Raw genomic sequence first — 15,928 nt, forward strand, 5'->3', positions numbered from 1 at the left:
ATGACGGTTGTTCACAGCCAAGCCACTGCGCACCGGTAAAGTCATACCGAGCGGGACGGACAGCACAGATAAAGGAGACATGGTGGCACACTTCGTGATCATGGGTTGCGGCCGTGTTGGCGCAACCCTGGCACACACTTTGGAGGATGCCGGCCATTCGGTCGCCATCATCGACCAGGACGAGCGGGCCTTCCGCCGGTTGCGTAATACCTTTGCCGGCCGCAAGGTCACCGGCGTCGGTTTCGACAGGGACACCCTCAAGCAGGCCGGTGTGGAAGAGGCCTACGCCTTCGCCGCAGTTTCCAGCGGCGACAACTCCAACATCCTGGCCACCCGGGTGGCCCGCGAGACCTTTCATGTTGCCCATGTTGTGGCGCGGATCTACGACCCCGGACGTGCCGAGATCTACCAGCGCCTGGGCATCCCCACCGTGGCAGCTGTCCGTTGGAGCGCCGACCAGGTCCTGCGCCGCATTCTTCCCGAACAGCATCTGGCCGGGGATTACCGTGAGCCCTCGGGCCGGCTGGTTTTAGCCGAGGTGGATCTCCACGAGGAGTGGATCGGGCACAGCCTCGCATCCATTGAAGCCGCCTCGGGAATACGCATTGCCTTCATTACCCGGTTTGGCGAGGGCGTCCTCCCCACGACGGGCACGGCCTACCAGGAAGGCGACACCGTCCACGCGATGCTGAGCCTGGACAGAACGTCCGAGATCAGCCGGATCCTCGCCAAAGCACCCGCCAAGGAGTCTTAGTGAAAGTCGTTATTGTTGGTGCAGGAAGCGTCGGTTCGTCCATTGCGCGTGAACTTCTGGCCCATAAGCACCAGATCCTGCTGATCGACCTCAAGCCCGAGGTCATTGGCCGCAGCGGACTGCGGGGCGCCCGCTGGCTGGTGGGCGATGCCTGCGAACTCAGTACCCTGCAGGACGCAAAACTTGAGGATGCCGACGTCGTGGTCTCTGCCACCGGCGACGACAAAGTCAACCTGGTGGTATCCCTCTTGGCCAAGACGGAATTCGGCGTGGGCCGCACCGTGGGCCGTGTGAACAATCCCAAGAACGACTGGATGTTCAATGATTCCTGGGGCGTAGACGTCGCGGTCAATACTCCGCAGCTCATGACAGCCCTGGTGGAAGAAGCCGTCGAAATCGGCGACATCGTCCGCTTGCTGACGTTGCAGACAGGAGTGGCCTCGATCGTGGAATTCACGGTCCCGCATGACTCCCATGTCATTGGCAGCACGGTCGGCGGGATCGATTGGCCGGAGGACGCCACACTGGTGGCAATCCTGCGCGACCAGGCACCCATTACCCCCACCCGCGACGACGTCCTCGATGGCGGCGACGAGCTGTTCTTCGTCACCACCATCGCAGCAGAGGACGGCCTGAGGTCACTGTTGTCGCCGGGTTACGACGACGACAACGAACCTCGTGAGGGAACGTCGGGAACCGGGGATCAGGCCTCCGAGGACGACGGCTTCGACGGCTGAGGTGCGGGCTTGGTGACCAGCCAGGCAACCCAGAGGCCCAGGATGTACAGCGGGGCTCCCATCAGGAGCCTGGTGGTTGCCAGGGCTGTCAGGCCTGCTTCGCCCATGAAGTACAGCGGGACCTGCACGAGAAGACGCAGAGCCAGGACGGCAACCACGATCCACGTTCCCAGCTTGTAAGCCCTCAGCCGTTCAGGGTCCTTGCGCCATTCGAGTCCCTCATTGCGGACGAACCCGAAGAGCAGGCCCGCCACCGGCCATTTGAGGACGATGGAGAGCACCATGGCGAGGATATAGGCGATGTTGGTGAAGAAGCCCAGGACGTAGAAGTCCTCGGCTTTGCCTGTGGTGTTGGCCAGCCACGCCGAAATACCGACCCCCACAACCCCGGCCAAGGCCTGGGTCAGTGGGCGCCGTTGGATCAACCGGACCACAGTGAACACGGCTGCCGTAGCCAAAGCCGCCACCAATGCAGGGGTGAGATCCCTGGCCACCGTGAACACCACCAGGAAGACCAATCCCGGGAGAATGCTCTCGGCGATGCCCTGCCAGCCACCGGCGGACTTCAGCATGTCCACGTGCCCGGCGCTGTTCCGGTGAAGGCCGGCCTTTTGTGCGTAGCCGGCAGCGAGATCGGAAACACCGGGTGCTTCCGCTGACGGCTTTGCGGCTTCCCCGGACAGGGAAGGGCGGCCATCCGGAACAGAGTCTCCGGTGTTCTTCGGTTCTGATCCGTTGGCCACTGTCATAGGTGCTCCTGGCGGGAAAGTATTTCGTAGCGTGGATTAAACATGGCCGGCAGCCCGTCAAGCTGGGTCACCATGCCGTTGAGGCGAAGCTGCACTCCGGCTTCGATACCGGGTACGCGGGTCCTGCCCAGCCAAATGACGCGAAGACGGTCGTAGGGCTTCCGGATGCCCCCTGCATTGGTGGCCTGGAGGGCTGCTGGGCCAAGGTCATCGACCACCACGGCGGAGAAAAATGGCTGCTCGCTGGGCGGTTGATGCGTCACCGATTCAATGTAGCCGGTACACACCGCCCTTCCCCTGGCTGGAAGATCACGGACGCCCTGCGCGCGGGGACGCTGGCCGGCCAGCCCACCTTTGCCCGAAGTGTCAGCCAATCTGGGTGATCTCCGGCCCTCGTTCAGGCTGTTCCATGGCCGGTGCGCCCTCAGGAGCGCCAGCCTGACCCGGCACGGCGGCGTCCTTGGGCAGGCGCAGCTGCAGCAGTTCGCGCGGGGGCATCGGATTATCGCCGCGCACCACCACTACCCTGCGGAAAAGTTCTTCCAGGCCTGCCGCGGCGTCACGTTCCAACGCAGCCTGCCCGCCGAGGACGCCCCGGAGGAACCAACGCGGCCCGTCCACGCCCATGAAGCGTGCGGCACGGAAGCCGCGGCTGCCATCAGCAGCTTCGGCGGGCAACTTGGCCACGAGTTCAGTACCGAACGCTCCGGAGACTTCTTCGGTTTCCCCGCCCTGGCTGGCTACGGACTGGGTGATCTGTTCCCGGATCTCGTCCCACAAGCCTTCCGAACGCGGAGCCGCGAAGGCCTGGAGCTGCAGGCTGGAACCTTCCAGGTCCATGGTCACTGCCACCACCCGCTGGGTGGCTTCTTCGACCTCAAGCCTCAGTTGGAGACCCTCGGCAGGAGCGATCAGGAGCGCACCGAGGTCCACGTAGCCATCACGGTCCTCGATCTCGTCTATATCCAAGGGGCCTTTGGCCAGCCTGAAATCACCGGCAGTGCCGGGCTGGACCGATTCAGGACTTCGTGCCTCAGCACCGGATTCCTCGACGGTGCCGGCGGATTCCGACCGCTCGTCCTTGGACTTCTTGCCGCGCCCAAAAAGCATTGGGTTTTCTCCTTAGTAGTGGTCTATCCCCAAGTAAACCGCACCCACGTTGAACCACGTTAAACCACGCCAAGGCGACGCCTGGGACGTGGGGAGGGTCCAGTGGCTTCCTTTAGGCCTTCGATGCGTTGAAGCCACCGGTGGAACCGAAGCCACCGGTGCCACGAACGGAATCGGACAGCTGGTCAACAGCTACGAACCGTGCGTACTCAACGCGCTGAATTACCATTTGTGCAATTCTATCGCCGCGCTTGAGGTCGATGGCGTGGTTTTGGTCGGTGTTCAGGAGCGTCACCGCAATTTCGCCACGGTAGCCCGCGTCCACAGTGCCTGGGGCGTTGACGACCGTCAGGCCATGCTTGGTGGCAAGGCCTGAGCGTGGGTGGATGAGGGCAACGAATCCGTCCGGGAGGGCGATGGAGACGCCCGTCGGAACCAGTTTCCGCTCGCCGGGGGCGAGGTGTACGTCCTCCCGGGCGCGGAGGTCGGCTCCGGCATCTCCCGGGTGGGCATACGACGGCGCTTCCAGCCCGGCGTCGAGCATTTTCAGCTGCACTTCCAAAGTGGGGGCGCCGTAAGCCGCCGCGGTCTCACTGCCGCTGCCGGTGTCGGGGGCTGTGTTTGCGTCTGTGTCTGTGTCTGTGTCTGTGTCTGTGTCTGTGTCTGTACTGAATACTGCCGTCTCATTGCTCACAGTGGTCCATTCTACTGGGAGCCGTACCCCGGGCACCGGCTTGCCAAGAGTTCCTTGCCTGAAGGTGATTGCCGGCAGGTGACTGCCGGAGGGTGATCGCCGACTTCCCGGTGGACGCAGCAGCCGTGCATCGCCGGATAAGCTGGAGGCATGCCTACGCCTGACCAGTCCTCCCCCGTGCCTGCCCGGAACACTCCATCCCCGGAGGTCCTTTACTCCGAAAAACTGTGGCCGTCAGTGTGGATCTGGATCGTGGTGGTTGGCTTGTCCGGCGCGGGCATCCTGATGTTCGGTCCCATCAGTGCGGCAACGGGCATTATCGCGGCTTTGGTCCTGCTGGCCATCATGACCGTCATGCTGGTGCTCTCGACGCCCACCATCACTGTTACCCCAACTACGGTCCGTGTGGGCCGTGCGAGCATCGATCGGAAGTTCGTGGGAACCGTCCAGGCCTTCACCAAGGACGAAGCCACCGCTGAACGTGGTCCCCGGCTCAATGGACTCGCCTACATGTGCTTCAGGGGCTGGATCGATCCCGTGGTCAAGATTGAAATCACCGATCCCGCAGACCGGACTCCGTACTGGCTGGCCTCGTCCCGCAGGCCTGACGAGCTGGTTTCGGCCTTGTCAGCTCCGCGGGCCTGAAAGCGCCGGGACAACACCCTAACAACGGCCCCTCAACAGTGGCCCCTTAACAAGGGCCGGACGTCGCCTTAACAGCGCCCGGCCACTACCCGGGCGATACTTGCAGCTACGCCCCGTCCCTGCAGCCACTCCCAATCCTTGCAGGTAGGCATTGCGCACTGATGCGCCTAGCTTTCGCACTCCGTGCAATACAAGTGACCGCCCCGCTCCGCGGCGATCTGCGACCTGTGCTTCACCAGGAAGCAGTTGAAGCAGGTGAACTCGTCCGGCTGCGGAGGCATCACCTGAATCAGGAGTTCCTCGCCGGACAAATCAGCGCCGGGCAGCTCAAAACTGTCGGCAAGATCGGACTCATCGACGTCCACAGCCGAGGACTGCTTACCCGACTGGTGCGTCTTGAGTTCTTCCAGGGAATCCTCGCTGACGTCTTCCTCGGTCTTTCGAGGGGCATCGTAATCGGTGGCCATGGTCCTTCCTTGTCCTCCATACCTGCTGCGGGTTCTGTCCGGTCCGGCGGTCCATCCCCGGCCGGTGTTAGGGTCCAACACCGGACGTCCCGGATTTGTGCCCGATATCGGCCAGATTTTCCTCCCCCGGCCCTGAAAAGTCCATAGACACCGCTTCTTACCGAAAAGTGCTAAAAACGCTGCCTACAGGGGCGGTTTCAGCGGAATATCACGGCACGCCCTTGCTCCTAATAGGAAAAGGCCGCGGCGGGTGGCAGAGTTTCGAATGTCAGTTATGCCATGTGGTGGAGGGTGTTATGCAGGATCTACGACTGGTAGGCGTCCACGACGACGGCGGGCATCTGCTTTTGAGCGGCCCCGGCGGTGAGATGTTCCAGCTTCCGATCGACGAGGCCTTGAGGGCAGCGGCGAGCCGGACCCCTGCCCAAGTGGCGGCCCGGGCCGCCAACACACCCATTGCCATGTCACCCCGTGACATCCAGTCCAGAATTCGCAGTGGCGCGACGGCGGCCGAAGTGGCCGAATTGTCCGGGCTGCCCCTCGCCAACGTCCAACGCTACGAAGGCCCCGTCCTCGCAGAGCGTGAATACGTCGCCAGGCAAGCACGCAACATTGAGGTCGCTGCCCCTGCTCCGGGCCATGACGCCTACCGCTCAGCCTTCGGGGACAACCCGGCCACGCTCGGAGAGATGGTGGACCACCGGCTGGCTGCCCACGGCATCGATTCGTCCACCGTGGACTGGGATTCATGGCGCCGGACGGACGGTTCCTGGACCGTCGTCGCACGCTTCGAGACGGTGCCGGGCACGCACAGCAGCATCGGCGAAGAGCCTCCCGCCATGTGGACCTTCAGCCCGCAGCGCAAGTCACTTCAGAACGCCAACCGTTGGGCACAGCAGCTCAGCGAACTCGAGCCCTTGGACGGACCAGTTCCGGCGCGCCGGCTCGCTGCTGTCTCGGACCGTCCCTTCGACTTCGAGACTGATGCTGAAACAGCCGCACGTGTCTCTGCCAAGGAAGCCAAGGAAGCGGACAGCCTCCTGGAGATGCTCCGGTCGCGTCGGGGTCAGCGCCTGGGAGTGGACGAGGACGGAGACGACGCCTTGGCAGTGCTGCTGAGCAACGTTCCGGCAGCCCACCCGCGGCCGGGAGACGGGAACGACGACGTCGACGAAGCCCCCGGTGCAGAACCCGCGCCCGCAGCGGTTCCTGCTGAGGAACCCGTGCGCAAGGACGGACGTCCGTCGATGCTGTCGCGGCTGAGCCTCGCGCCACGGCACTTCGAACCCCAGGATGACGATGACGATGATTCGCTGAAGCTTCACCAGGGCGTCAGCACGGAAACGCGGGAGATCACGGTGGTGGCCAGCCCGCTGCGCCCCGTCACGCCTCTCGCCGGGCGCAAACCGGCCGGGCTTGACGAGCTTCTGGGCGGCAGCAACGTTTCCCGCGACGCGCAGGAGCAGCAGGAGTCACATGACGGGAACCCGGATTCGACAATTCCGGCCGATTCCACGGACTCCGAGGTCCGCAAGGACGCCGATGCGCCAGCAGAACGCCAGCCTTCACGGCCAAAGCGGTCCAGCATCCCCAGTTGGGATGAGATCGTTTTCGGAGCCCGCGGGGACTAGTTTTACAGCCTAGCTGCGGTGGAGCTCCCCGGCGCCCGGCCAGAGGCAAGCGTCAATATCGAAGGGAAGCGGCTAGTCCGCCCCTGCCATCAGGTTGGCACCATGGGCCGTGACACGCCTCATGTAGTGACGGCGGCACAATGTCTCGTAACCCACCACGGCTTCCCGGCCTTCGACGCCGGCATCGGCCGCGCCCGTGGCGCCGTCACTTCCGGTGGAAGGTGCTACATCGCCCACCATCACCTGTTTGCCTTCCACCACCATGATGCCGTTCACTGTCCTGGCATTCTGGGTTGCCCTGCGCCCGCACCAGCACAACGCTTCGACTTGCAGAACCTGGACCTTGTCGGCAAGCTCGATGAGCCGCTGCGATCCGGGGAACAGCCGGGTGCGGAAGTCTGAGGTGATGCCAAAGGCGAAGACATCCACCTCCATCTCATCCACCACACGCGCCAACTGCTCAACTTGGGCGGGAGTGTAGAACTGCGCTTCATCGCAAATGAGGTAGTCGACACGAAGTCCGCTGGTCCGCCGAACCACCACCTCGTCCCAGAAATCCGTGTTGCCTTCGACTTCCACGGCATCGATGTGGAGGCCCAGCCTGCTGGAAATGGTGGAATACCCGGCGCGGTCGTTACAGCTGAAGCGGACGCCTCCGCGCCCCCTGGCACGGTGGTTGTGGTCCATCTGAAGGGCAAGCGTGGACTTGCCGCAGTCCATGGTGCCTGAGAAAAAGACCAGTTCAGCCACGTTTGCCTTTCCTGCCGGCTGCGGGGAAACACACCAGGGGTACTTCACGCTCGGATTTGGTCAGGGAACCGTGCTGGCCCACCACCTCCAGGGAGGCGGGGCGGACACGGCGGGTGTCATAGAGTGCCAGGGTGTCACGGGCAGCAATCATGACGTCCCCGATGCGGGGTGCGACTTCCGGGCGGACATCACCGAATAATCCGGCGTCCACGGCCTGGGTCCTCGTGAAGGCCCAGATCCGTTCACCGAACCGACGACGCCACGCAGCAAGAAGAGCGTCGCGGTGCTCCGCTGTGGCGTCCGGCTCAAGGTACAGGTGCACCATGCGCGGCTCCCCTGCCGTGTGCCGCACTCCTGCCACCAAGGGCTCATCGGCGGAGTAGTCGATCCTCTGGGACTCGGGCACGTCCACCATGCCGTGGTCACCGGTCAACAGGATGGTGGTTCCAGCAGGGAGCGTTGAGGACAGCCGTTTGACCGTGGAGTCCAGTTCCTCGAGCTGATGCTCCCAACGGTCCGACTGGCTGCCATAGCGGTGGCCGGCTTTGTCCAGCTCATTGAGGTAGAAGTACATCAAGGAACGTCCGCCTCCGGACATTGCTTCAGCGGCCGCGGCCGTCCGTGCGTGGAGCGTGGTGCCGCCAACGAACCGGCTGCCCCTCAGCGCGGCCTGCGTCATGGGCGAATCACCGAATTGCGGCAGGCTGACCGTCACCACGTCCAGCTCACCGGCCAAGCGTTCAAAAACGGTGGCATGGGGCTGCCATTCCAGCGGGTCCACGTGCGGATCCCAGTTGCCCAGGAGGTTCACTACCTTGTCCTGCGCAGGATCCAGGACGTCGTAGCCCACCATGCCATGTTGGCCTGCCGGCAGGCCGGTCCCCAGGCTCGCCAAGGAGGCCGCCGTGGTGCTCGGGAAGGCTGAGTCAATCCACTGCGGGACGTTACCCTGCCCGTTGGCAAGGACGGACCGAAGGAACGGCGTGTGCGAGGCCTTTTGTTTGAGCAGGTTGCGTCCCAAACCATCGGCGAGGACAACGCAGACGCGCTGTGATGCAGGCACCTGCAGGCGGTTGGCGAAGCCTGGTACGCCGAGGGCTGCCGCAGCGCTGACAAAGACTTCGGCAATCGACTTGCTCCCGAACAGCGGCGCGGTAGGAACGTCGGTTACGGCGCTGGTTGCCGACGACGGTGTCTGTGCAGCGTCCCTCAACGCTGGTGTCCGCGGCTCAGGCGGTTGCTGAAGACGCCCGAACGCGGCCGTGGCGCGGGGATGCCGGGGTGCTGGACCGGTGCCGGGTTTCCGGTGTTGACCGCACGCAGGGCGCGGGCAAACAGCTTGGCATCCTGGACCGCCTGCAAGCCGTCGGCTTCAGCGCTGATGCGGAGGACGATGTCTTCCTGGGCAATGGTTCCGCTGTACCCGTGATCGGCTTCGCATTGGGGATCTCCGCAACTGGCCGGCCCCATGTCCAAACGCTGGCCTCCGGACCATGCGATGGAGACGGTGAGCTCCCGCACAGGATCGGAAGGCTTGTAGTCCTGGGGCTGGGAGTACATGTAGCTGAGCACCACCGACCGGATCTGGGCCACGGGAACTGACTCCGTGGAGATCTGCGCGACGATTTGCTCTCCGGCTTCGTCCAGCTGCTGGTCGTCGACATGGGTGATCACCAGCATGTCTTCCGTCAGCACCAGCACAGTAATGTGCCTGCGGACCTCTGCCCGGTCAAAGTGCGTCTCGAGGTGGACCAGATGTGAAAGGCACTCCCTGCCGTCCAGGGCGTCATCGACGACATCTGCCACCAACCGCGGATAGAATCCGGCCTGCTGCAGCGCCTGGTCCAGGCTCTGACCCTGCGAGCTGTGGTTGTGCGCAGTGTGGTTCCCGGTATTGGACGGGCGTGATTGAGGCGTCGGAGACTGAGTGCTCATTCCCCCATTTTCACAGATCGCTTGGTGACTTCCTAACCGCCGGTCCCCTCCTGTGGCTAACTTCGCATCGCGCGCCGGGCACTGTCAGTTCGCTGCGCGGCGTTGCCGATCCAGACGTCTGCGCCCAGGATCGTGGCCCCTGCAGGGCCGGCAAGGACGGGGTTGAATTCCACCAGCGCGATTCCCGGGTGGTCGTCCTTGAGCTTGGCGAGCCGGGCCGCTATGTCCTCCAAGGAAGCCACGTCCACCGCCGGCAGCCCTTGGTAGCCGAAGAGTTTCCTGGAAGCGCGGGGCGAGCGGATGACATCGTGCAGGTCCGCAGCCGATAACGGCGGTACCCGGTGGGCCCAATCGTCCAGCAGGTTCACGGCGTCACCTGCCAGGCCAAAGGAGAGCACGGGCCCCAGCAAGGGATCCTCCATGGCCCGGAAAGTGCAGGCCTGTCCCACCGGAGCCATGGCCTGGACCTCGAGGGAAGGCGATCCGTACGGTTCCAAGGCCCGCCGCATCTGTGCAACATTCTGCCGCAGCGATTCGGCGTCCTGGATATCCAGGCGCACGCCGCCGAGGTCCAGCCGGTGCCGCAAGGCGGGATCGGTGGTCTTCAGGACAACCGGCCATCCCACGGTGTTGGCAGCCTGCACGGCCTCGTCGGGCGTACCGAAACCAAGGGTGGGAACAACGTCGATTCCGTAGCCGGCAAGCAGTGCCGCGGCAGCACCGGCGTCGAGCTTCCTGATCTTTTCGCCGGTAACACCGGCAAGCATTGCCGTCAGCGTTTCCCGGGTGCCTTCAACGTCGCAGCCCTCCGGTTCGACAAACAAGCCCTGGTCCCGGTCACGCCATTGCGCATAGCCGACAATGGCTGCCAGGGCAGCAACCGCGGCGCCGGCATTCGAATAGCACGGAAGCATGGGCTTTCCCGCCGAACCCACCATTCCTTCGACGTGCACAGACGGGTCCAGGATGCCGGTGAAGGCAGCAACAACAGGTTTCCGGGCCTCCGCGGCGCACTCTGCCAAGACACCGGCCAATGCCTCCGCTGTAAGCCCCCGCGCCGGGAGAAGCGCCGCAACCACCGCGTGAACCGAGTCATCGGCCAGGCTTTCCATAAGACTGGCCCGGAGTGCAGGCAGGGCAACGGACATTCCCGCATCGAGGTCAACGTCGGTGACCAGGCGGCTCACATCAAGCCCGAGTGGACCGGCACTGTCCGATACCACTTTGCCCAGGGCCACCGAGTTGGAATAGACGGCCACGCCGGGGCCTTGTGGCAGAGCCTGGGATGAGACGATCTGGGCAATGTCCATGAGCTGTTCAATGGTTTCGACCCGGATGACGCCGGCCTGGCGCATCATGGCATCCACTGCGGCTGAAGGGGCCTGGGTGGTCCGCACTTCATGTCCTGGCGGTAGGCTCAGGCCCGTCACATCGGATTTGGCGACAATCACGGGCTTGCTGCGCGACAACCGGCGGGCCAGGCGCGAGAACTTACGGGGATTGCCAATGGATTCCAGGTACAGGCCCACCGCGGAGGTATCGGCGTCGTCCTCCCAATACTGCATGGCATCGTTGCCCGAGACGTCGGCACGGTTTCCTGCGGAGAGGAACGAGGACAGCCCGAGCCTGCGGCGGCTTGCGGCGGCATAGACGGCAACACCCACCGCAGCAGACTGGCTGAACAAGCCCAGGCTGCCCCGGGGCGGCATGGCCGGGGCCATGGAGGCGTTGAGCGACACGGCCGGGTGGGTGTTCAGGATTCCCAGGGACTCGGGGCCGATGACCCGCATGCCGTTGGCACGGGCCCGGCGCACGAGATCGTGCTGGCGCGCCAAACCCCGCTCGCCGTCGTCGGCAAATCCTGCAGTTGCCACCACGATGCCCTTGACGCCGGCAGCAGCGCACTCATCCACCACCTTGGGGACTTCCTCATATGGCACGGCGACGATCGCCAACTGCACGGGCCCCGGAATTTCGGACAGTTTTCCAAAGGAGACCATGCCGGCCAGTTCGAAAGCTTCGGGGTTCACGGCGTAGACCGGACCCTTGAACCCGCCTTCGATGATGTGTTCCAGCAGTTGGTAGCCAACGGTCCCCCACTTGCGGCTGGCACCAATAACAGCAACCGACGACGGCGACAACAGGTCGCGTACGCTGCGTGCCTCTGCGCGGTGCTCACGCGATTCCATGACGGCCCGGGATTTCTCCGTGGGGTCGATGTTGAACTCGACGCTCACCACGCCGTCGTCGAATTGCCTTGTGAGGTCGTAGCCTGCATCGGCGAAGACCATCAGCATCTTCCTGTTGTCCGGCAGGACCTCGGCCGTGAAGCGCCGGATGCCGTTTTCGCGGGCGGCAACCGCCAGGTGTTCAAGGAGGATCGAGCCGATCCCGCGGCCCTGGTGGGCATCTGAGATATTGAACGCGACTTCGGCCTCGTCAGGATCATCCAGTCGGTCGTACCGGCCGATTCCCATGATCTCGCCGCCGATGGTGATGACGAAGGCCACACGGTTGATGTGGTCCACCTCGGTGAACCGGCGCACTTCCTTGCCGGAGAGCCGGGGCTTGAAGGAAAAGAACCGCATGTAGATCGACGCCTGCGACTGGCCGGCATGGAAAGCCTGCAACGCATCGGCGTCCTCGGGCCGGATAGGGCGCAGGTGGGCGGTGCCGCCGTCGCGCAGGACGACATCAGCCTCCCAATATTCCGGATAAATGCCGACGCCGGGCTGATCCACCATAGGCTTAGCCTAGCTAAAACATCCGCAGTACAACTTCAAGGATTCACCGACCCCATGGCCCGCAGCCAAAAATCAGCACGGACAGCCGAGCCACTCGGCGATTTCACCGAGAACATCGTGGACATCGACGTCACTTCGGAGATGGAAGGCTCCTTCCTGGAGTACGCCTACTCAGTGATTTATTCGCGAGCGCTCCCGGACGCCCGCGACGGACTGAAGCCCGTACAGCGCCGCATCCTGTACATGATGTCCGACATGGGACTCCGCCCGGATCGCGGACACGTCAAGAGCGCCCGCGTGGTGGGCGAAGTCATGGGCAAGCTCCACCCCCACGGCGATACCGCGATCTACGACGCCATGGTGCGCATGGCGCAGGACTTTTCCCTCCGACTGCCGCTGATTGATGGCCACGGAAACTTCGGATCGCTCGACGACGGACCGGCAGCACCGCGGTACACCGAGGCACGCTTGGCGGCCGCCGCGCTGACCATGACGGACCACCTGGACGAAGACGTCGTGGACTTCGTCCCCAATTACGACAACCAACTGACCCAGCCGGATGTCCTCCCCGCAGCTTTCCCCAACCTGCTGGTCAACGGCACCACGGGCATCGCGGTGGGCATGGCGACGAACATGCCGCCCCACAACCTCGTCGAGGTCATCGCCGCCGCGCGCCACCTGATCGCCAACCCGGATGCCACGCTGGATGACATTATGAGGTTCATCCCGGGTCCCGACCTTCCCACAGGGGGCCGGATCGTTGGGCTGGACGGAATCCGTGACGCCTACGCCACGGGCCGTGGTTCCTTCAGGACCCGCGCCAAGGTTGAGGTGGAACAGCTCTCCGCCCGCCGGACCGGCCTGGTGGTCACTGAACTGCCCTACATGGTGGGCCCGGAAAAGGTGATCGAGAAGATCAAGGATGCCGTCAACGCCAAGAAGCTGACCGGCATCAGCGACGTCGTGGACCTGACGGACCGCAACCACGGCCTGCGCCTGGTCATCGAACTCAAGAACGGTTTCAACCCGAACGCCGTCCTCCAGCAGCTTTACCGCTACTCGCCCATGGAAGATTCCTTCGGCATCAACAACGTCACGTTGGTGGATGGCCAGCCGCAGACGCTGGGCCTCCTGCAGTTGTTGCAGGTGTACGTCGAGCACCGGCTGACCGTGGTCCGCCGTCGTACGTCCTTCCGCCTGGGCAAAAAGAAAGACCGCCTCCACCTGGTGGAGGGCCTGCTGATCGCCATCGTCGACATCGACGAGGTCATCCAGATCATTCGTTCCTCCGACGAGGCTTCCGCGGCGCGGGAGCGGTTGATGTCCATCTACGACCTCACCGAGATCCAGGCCAACTACATCCTGGAACTGCGCCTGCGTCAGCTGACCAAGTACTCCCGGCTTGAACTCGAAAAGGAACAGGACGAGCTCCGCCGCGAAATCGAGGCCCTTGAGGCCATCCTTGCCTCCGATGAGCTGCTCCGCGATCTCGTCTCCGGCGAGTTGGCCGTAGTCGCTGAGAAGTACGGCACACCCCGGCGCACCGTACTCCTTGAGTCCGAAGCTGTCTCCCCCACCGTTGCTGCGGCCCTCGCCGCTTCCACCCCGGGGCCCAAGGGCAAAGCTGCGGCTCTGCCCTTGGAGATCCCGGACGACCCCTGCTGGGCCCTGCTCAGCGTCTCCGGCCAGATCGCCAGGACCTCCAACCAGGAGCCATTGGCCGAAGCCGGGCCGCGGGCCAAGCATGATGTCTTCCGTTCGGTGGTCAAGACCACTGCCCGCGGCGAGATCGGCGCGGTGACTTCCCAAGGCCGCATGCTGCGACTCCAGGTCATGGACATGCCTGTCCTCCCGCCGATGTCAGGCCTGCCGAACCTTGCCGGGGGCGTCGCGGCGAAGGACTTCATCACCCTGCTCAAGGGCGAAACCCTGGTGGCGTTCGTTCCCCTGGATTCCGTCCTCGCCATTGGCACTGTCCAGGGCGTCGTGAAGCGCGTGCTGCCGGACTACCCGCTGAACCGTGAGGACTGGGAGATCATTGCCCTGAAGGACAAGGATTCGGTCCTCGCAGTGGAACCGGCGCAAGGGGACGACGTCGATCTCGTCTTCGTGACGCGCCAGGCGCAGTTGTTGCGGTTCAGTGCCTCCAATGTCCGCCCACAGGGCCGCACGGCCGGAGGTATGGCAGGCATCAAACTGGCCGCCGGCGACGACGTGATCCACTTCGGTGCCGTGCGTGCCAACGACCCCGCCGCCGTCGTGGTCACTATTGCCGGAACCACCGGCGCCCTGCCGGGCACGGCACCGGGCACTGCGAAGGTTACGGCTTTCGAGGAGTATCCAATCAAGGGCCGCGCCACCGGCGGTGTCCGGGTCCACCGTTTCCTCAAGGGTGAGGACACCCTTTTGCTGGCCTGGGCCGGACATGGACCGGCCAAGGCATCCTCAGCTGCCGGCGTGGCCCGTGCCCTCCCGCACGAGCATGGCCGGCGGGACGGTTCAGGGGTGCCCCTGTCACAGCCCGTGGAGGCCATCGGACCCAGCATGGCTTGGGACGAATCCGCCTCATAGGACAGCTTGAACAGCACAGGCCAGCTTGAACAGCACAGGACAGCACAGCAAAGGCCGGGGTAAGACGCCCCGGCCTTTGTTGTGCCATGGCCTCGCGGCCACGTGGGCTAGCCGGTTTGGTTGACGCTGAGTATGTTTCCCTCGCTGTCGAGGAACCATGCGGCGGCGCTGCCGTCAGGCATTGTGGCAATGCCGTCTTCTGTCTTCAGTCCAGGGAAGTCGTAGTCTTCGAATTGAACTCCCTTGCCGCGCAACTCCTGCACCGTGGCCCTCAGGTCGCTGACGTTCCAGCCCATCTGGGTATTTTTGGCAGTCCCTGCGTTGGACGTTTGGTACACCATGAATCCGGTGGAATCGCCGCACCTGTATTGAAGGTTGTCGCCATCGTCCGGATTTTCGGGTTCCAGTCCGAGTTTTTCGCTGTAGTACGCGCGGGCCCGGGCTATGTCCTGTGCCGGTAGGACGGCACCAACTTGCTGATCCTTGAGCATGTTTTTCTCTTTCCGGCTCTCCCCCCGGAACGAACTTTACTCTTGGGCGGGCCGCTAAGTAATGCGAAAACGACACCATATTTCAGGGTCTTCGATGGGGTGCGGCGAGTGTCGGCTTAGACTGGCGGCATGCCGATCATCCCTGACGAAAAAGACTGGACCTGGGTGCTCTCCCAGCCGTGCCCCGAGTGCGGTTTCGACCCCGCCACGGTGACTCCTGCCACCGTGCCGGGCACCGTACTGAACATGCTTCCGCGGTGGAGGGCTGTCCTCCGGCGTGAGGATGCAGCCGTTCGACCTGACGATCACACATGGTCCAACCTGGAGTACGCCTGCCATGTCCGCGATGTGTTCAGCCTCTTCGACCAGCGGCTGAACCTGATGCTGGCCGAAGATGACGCCCGGTTCGCCAATTGGGACCAGGACCAGGCTGCCATCGACGGCGAGTACGGTTCAGCGGACCCGCGAACGGTGGCCGACGAAATCGAGGCAGAGGGCACGGAGATCGCCGAGTCCTTCGCCCGGGTCACCGAGAACGACTGGCCACGCACAGGGACCCGCAGCAACGGGTCAGCCTTTACTGTGCTGACGTTCTCCCAGTACTTCCTTCATGATGTGGTCCACCATTTGCATGATGTGGACGGCTAGCA

General features: G+C 63.8%; 16 protein-coding genes. 6 read left to right on the forward strand and 10 right to left on the reverse strand.

From position 1 onward, the window contains the following. The first annotated feature begins 82 nt into the window (after positions 1–82). Together BLQ01_RS20875 and BLQ01_RS20880 are read left to right on the forward strand one after the other, a co-directional pair. Positions 83–754: a potassium channel family protein gene (locus BLQ01_RS20875; RefSeq protein ID WP_026540315.1), complete on the forward strand. Its 672-nt coding sequence runs from the start codon at positions 83–85 to the stop codon at positions 752–754. Beyond that, positions 754–1,491, forward strand: a complete 738-nt coding sequence (locus tag BLQ01_RS20880) for a potassium channel family protein (RefSeq protein ID WP_026540314.1) — start codon at positions 754–756, stop codon at positions 1,489–1,491. Before BLQ01_RS20875 ends, BLQ01_RS20880 begins: the two co-directional genes overlap by 1 nt. Here the strand turns inward: BLQ01_RS20880 and BLQ01_RS20885 are convergent. From BLQ01_RS20885 to dut, 4 genes are all read right to left on the reverse strand, one after another. Continuing rightward, positions 1,458–2,240 (reverse strand): DUF3159 domain-containing protein, encoded by a 783-nt coding sequence (locus BLQ01_RS20885; protein ID WP_026540313.1) that lies wholly within the window; start codon positions 2,238–2,240, stop codon positions 1,458–1,460. The genes BLQ01_RS20880 and BLQ01_RS20885 overlap by 34 nt on opposite strands. Then, positions 2,237–2,503: a hypothetical protein gene (locus tag BLQ01_RS20890; protein ID WP_081733297.1), complete on the reverse strand. Its 267-nt coding sequence runs from the start codon at positions 2,501–2,503 to the stop codon at positions 2,237–2,239. Before BLQ01_RS20890 ends, BLQ01_RS20885 begins: the two co-directional genes overlap by 4 nt. 103 nt (positions 2,504–2,606) lie before the next feature. Continuing rightward, complete coding sequence (locus BLQ01_RS20895; RefSeq protein ID WP_091554150.1) at positions 2,607–3,350, reverse strand: DUF3710 domain-containing protein; 744 nt, start codon at positions 3,348–3,350, stop codon at positions 2,607–2,609. 112 nt (positions 3,351–3,462) lie between these two features. Further along, positions 3,463–4,044, reverse strand: a complete 582-nt coding sequence (gene dut, locus BLQ01_RS20900) for a dUTP diphosphatase (RefSeq protein WP_254779556.1) — start codon at positions 4,042–4,044, stop codon at positions 3,463–3,465. A gap of 150 nt (positions 4,045–4,194) precedes the next feature. Between dut and BLQ01_RS20905 the strand changes: the two genes are divergently transcribed. Next, complete coding sequence (locus BLQ01_RS20905; protein WP_026540309.1) at positions 4,195–4,689, forward strand: DUF3093 domain-containing protein; 495 nt, start codon at positions 4,195–4,197, stop codon at positions 4,687–4,689. Between the two features lie 167 nt (positions 4,690–4,856). On the opposite strand, the gene BLQ01_RS20910 is transcribed toward BLQ01_RS20905, so the two are convergent. Continuing rightward, positions 4,857–5,156 carry a DUF4193 domain-containing protein gene (locus BLQ01_RS20910; RefSeq protein ID WP_026540308.1) on the reverse strand — a complete coding sequence of 100 codons (300 nt, stop codon included), beginning with the start codon at positions 5,154–5,156 and terminating at the stop codon, positions 4,857–4,859. Positions 5,157–5,452: 296 nt separating this feature from the next. Between BLQ01_RS20910 and sepH the strand changes: the two genes are divergently transcribed. After that, the gene (gene sepH, locus BLQ01_RS20915) at positions 5,453–6,787 is read left to right on the forward strand and encodes a septation protein SepH (RefSeq protein ID WP_091554154.1); all 1,335 of its coding nucleotides are present in this window, start codon (positions 5,453–5,455) and stop codon (positions 6,785–6,787) included. Positions 6,788–6,859: 72 nt separating this feature from the next. On the opposite strand, the gene BLQ01_RS20920 is transcribed toward sepH, so the two are convergent. Genes BLQ01_RS20920 through BLQ01_RS20935 form a run of 4 tightly spaced genes read right to left on the reverse strand, consistent with a single transcriptional unit; the run spans position 6,860 to position 12,216 of the window. Then, positions 6,860–7,537 carry a thymidine kinase gene (locus BLQ01_RS20920; RefSeq protein WP_254779557.1) on the reverse strand — a complete coding sequence of 226 codons (678 nt, stop codon included), beginning with the start codon at positions 7,535–7,537 and terminating at the stop codon, positions 6,860–6,862. After that, positions 7,530–8,750: an alkaline phosphatase family protein gene (locus BLQ01_RS20925; RefSeq protein WP_091554157.1), complete on the reverse strand. Its 1,221-nt coding sequence runs from the start codon at positions 8,748–8,750 to the stop codon at positions 7,530–7,532. Before BLQ01_RS20925 ends, BLQ01_RS20920 begins: the two co-directional genes overlap by 8 nt. Beyond that, a complete protein-coding gene (locus tag BLQ01_RS20930) occupies positions 8,747–9,472 on the reverse strand; it encodes a DUF5998 family protein (RefSeq protein WP_026546585.1) in 726 nt (241 codons plus the stop codon). The genes BLQ01_RS20925 and BLQ01_RS20930 overlap by 4 nt, the downstream gene beginning before the upstream one ends. Before the next feature lie 56 nt (positions 9,473–9,528). Then, positions 9,529–12,216 (reverse strand): bifunctional acetate--CoA ligase family protein/GNAT family N-acetyltransferase, encoded by a 2,688-nt coding sequence (locus tag BLQ01_RS20935; RefSeq protein WP_026540303.1) that lies wholly within the window; start codon positions 12,214–12,216, stop codon positions 9,529–9,531. Positions 12,217–12,270: 54 nt separating this feature from the next. Between BLQ01_RS20935 and BLQ01_RS20940 the strand changes: the two genes are divergently transcribed. Next, positions 12,271–14,787, forward strand: a complete 2,517-nt coding sequence (locus BLQ01_RS20940; protein ID WP_091554160.1) for a DNA gyrase/topoisomerase IV subunit A — start codon at positions 12,271–12,273, stop codon at positions 14,785–14,787. 107 nt (positions 14,788–14,894) lie between these two features. On the opposite strand, the gene BLQ01_RS20945 is transcribed toward BLQ01_RS20940, so the two are convergent. Beyond that, a complete protein-coding gene (locus BLQ01_RS20945) occupies positions 14,895–15,278 on the reverse strand; it encodes a VOC family protein (protein WP_026540301.1) in 384 nt (127 codons plus the stop codon). Between the two features lie 129 nt (positions 15,279–15,407). Between BLQ01_RS20945 and BLQ01_RS20950 the strand changes: the two genes are divergently transcribed. Then, positions 15,408–15,926, forward strand: coding sequence for a DinB family protein (locus tag BLQ01_RS20950; protein WP_091554162.1), 519 nt, complete (start codon positions 15,408–15,410; stop codon positions 15,924–15,926). Positions 15,927–15,928: the final 2 nt, after the last annotated feature.

It is taken from the genome of Arthrobacter sp. UNCCL28 (genome assembly GCF_900102805.1).
Classification (GTDB): Bacteria; Actinomycetota; Actinomycetes; order Actinomycetales; family Micrococcaceae; genus Arthrobacter; species Arthrobacter nicotinovorans_A.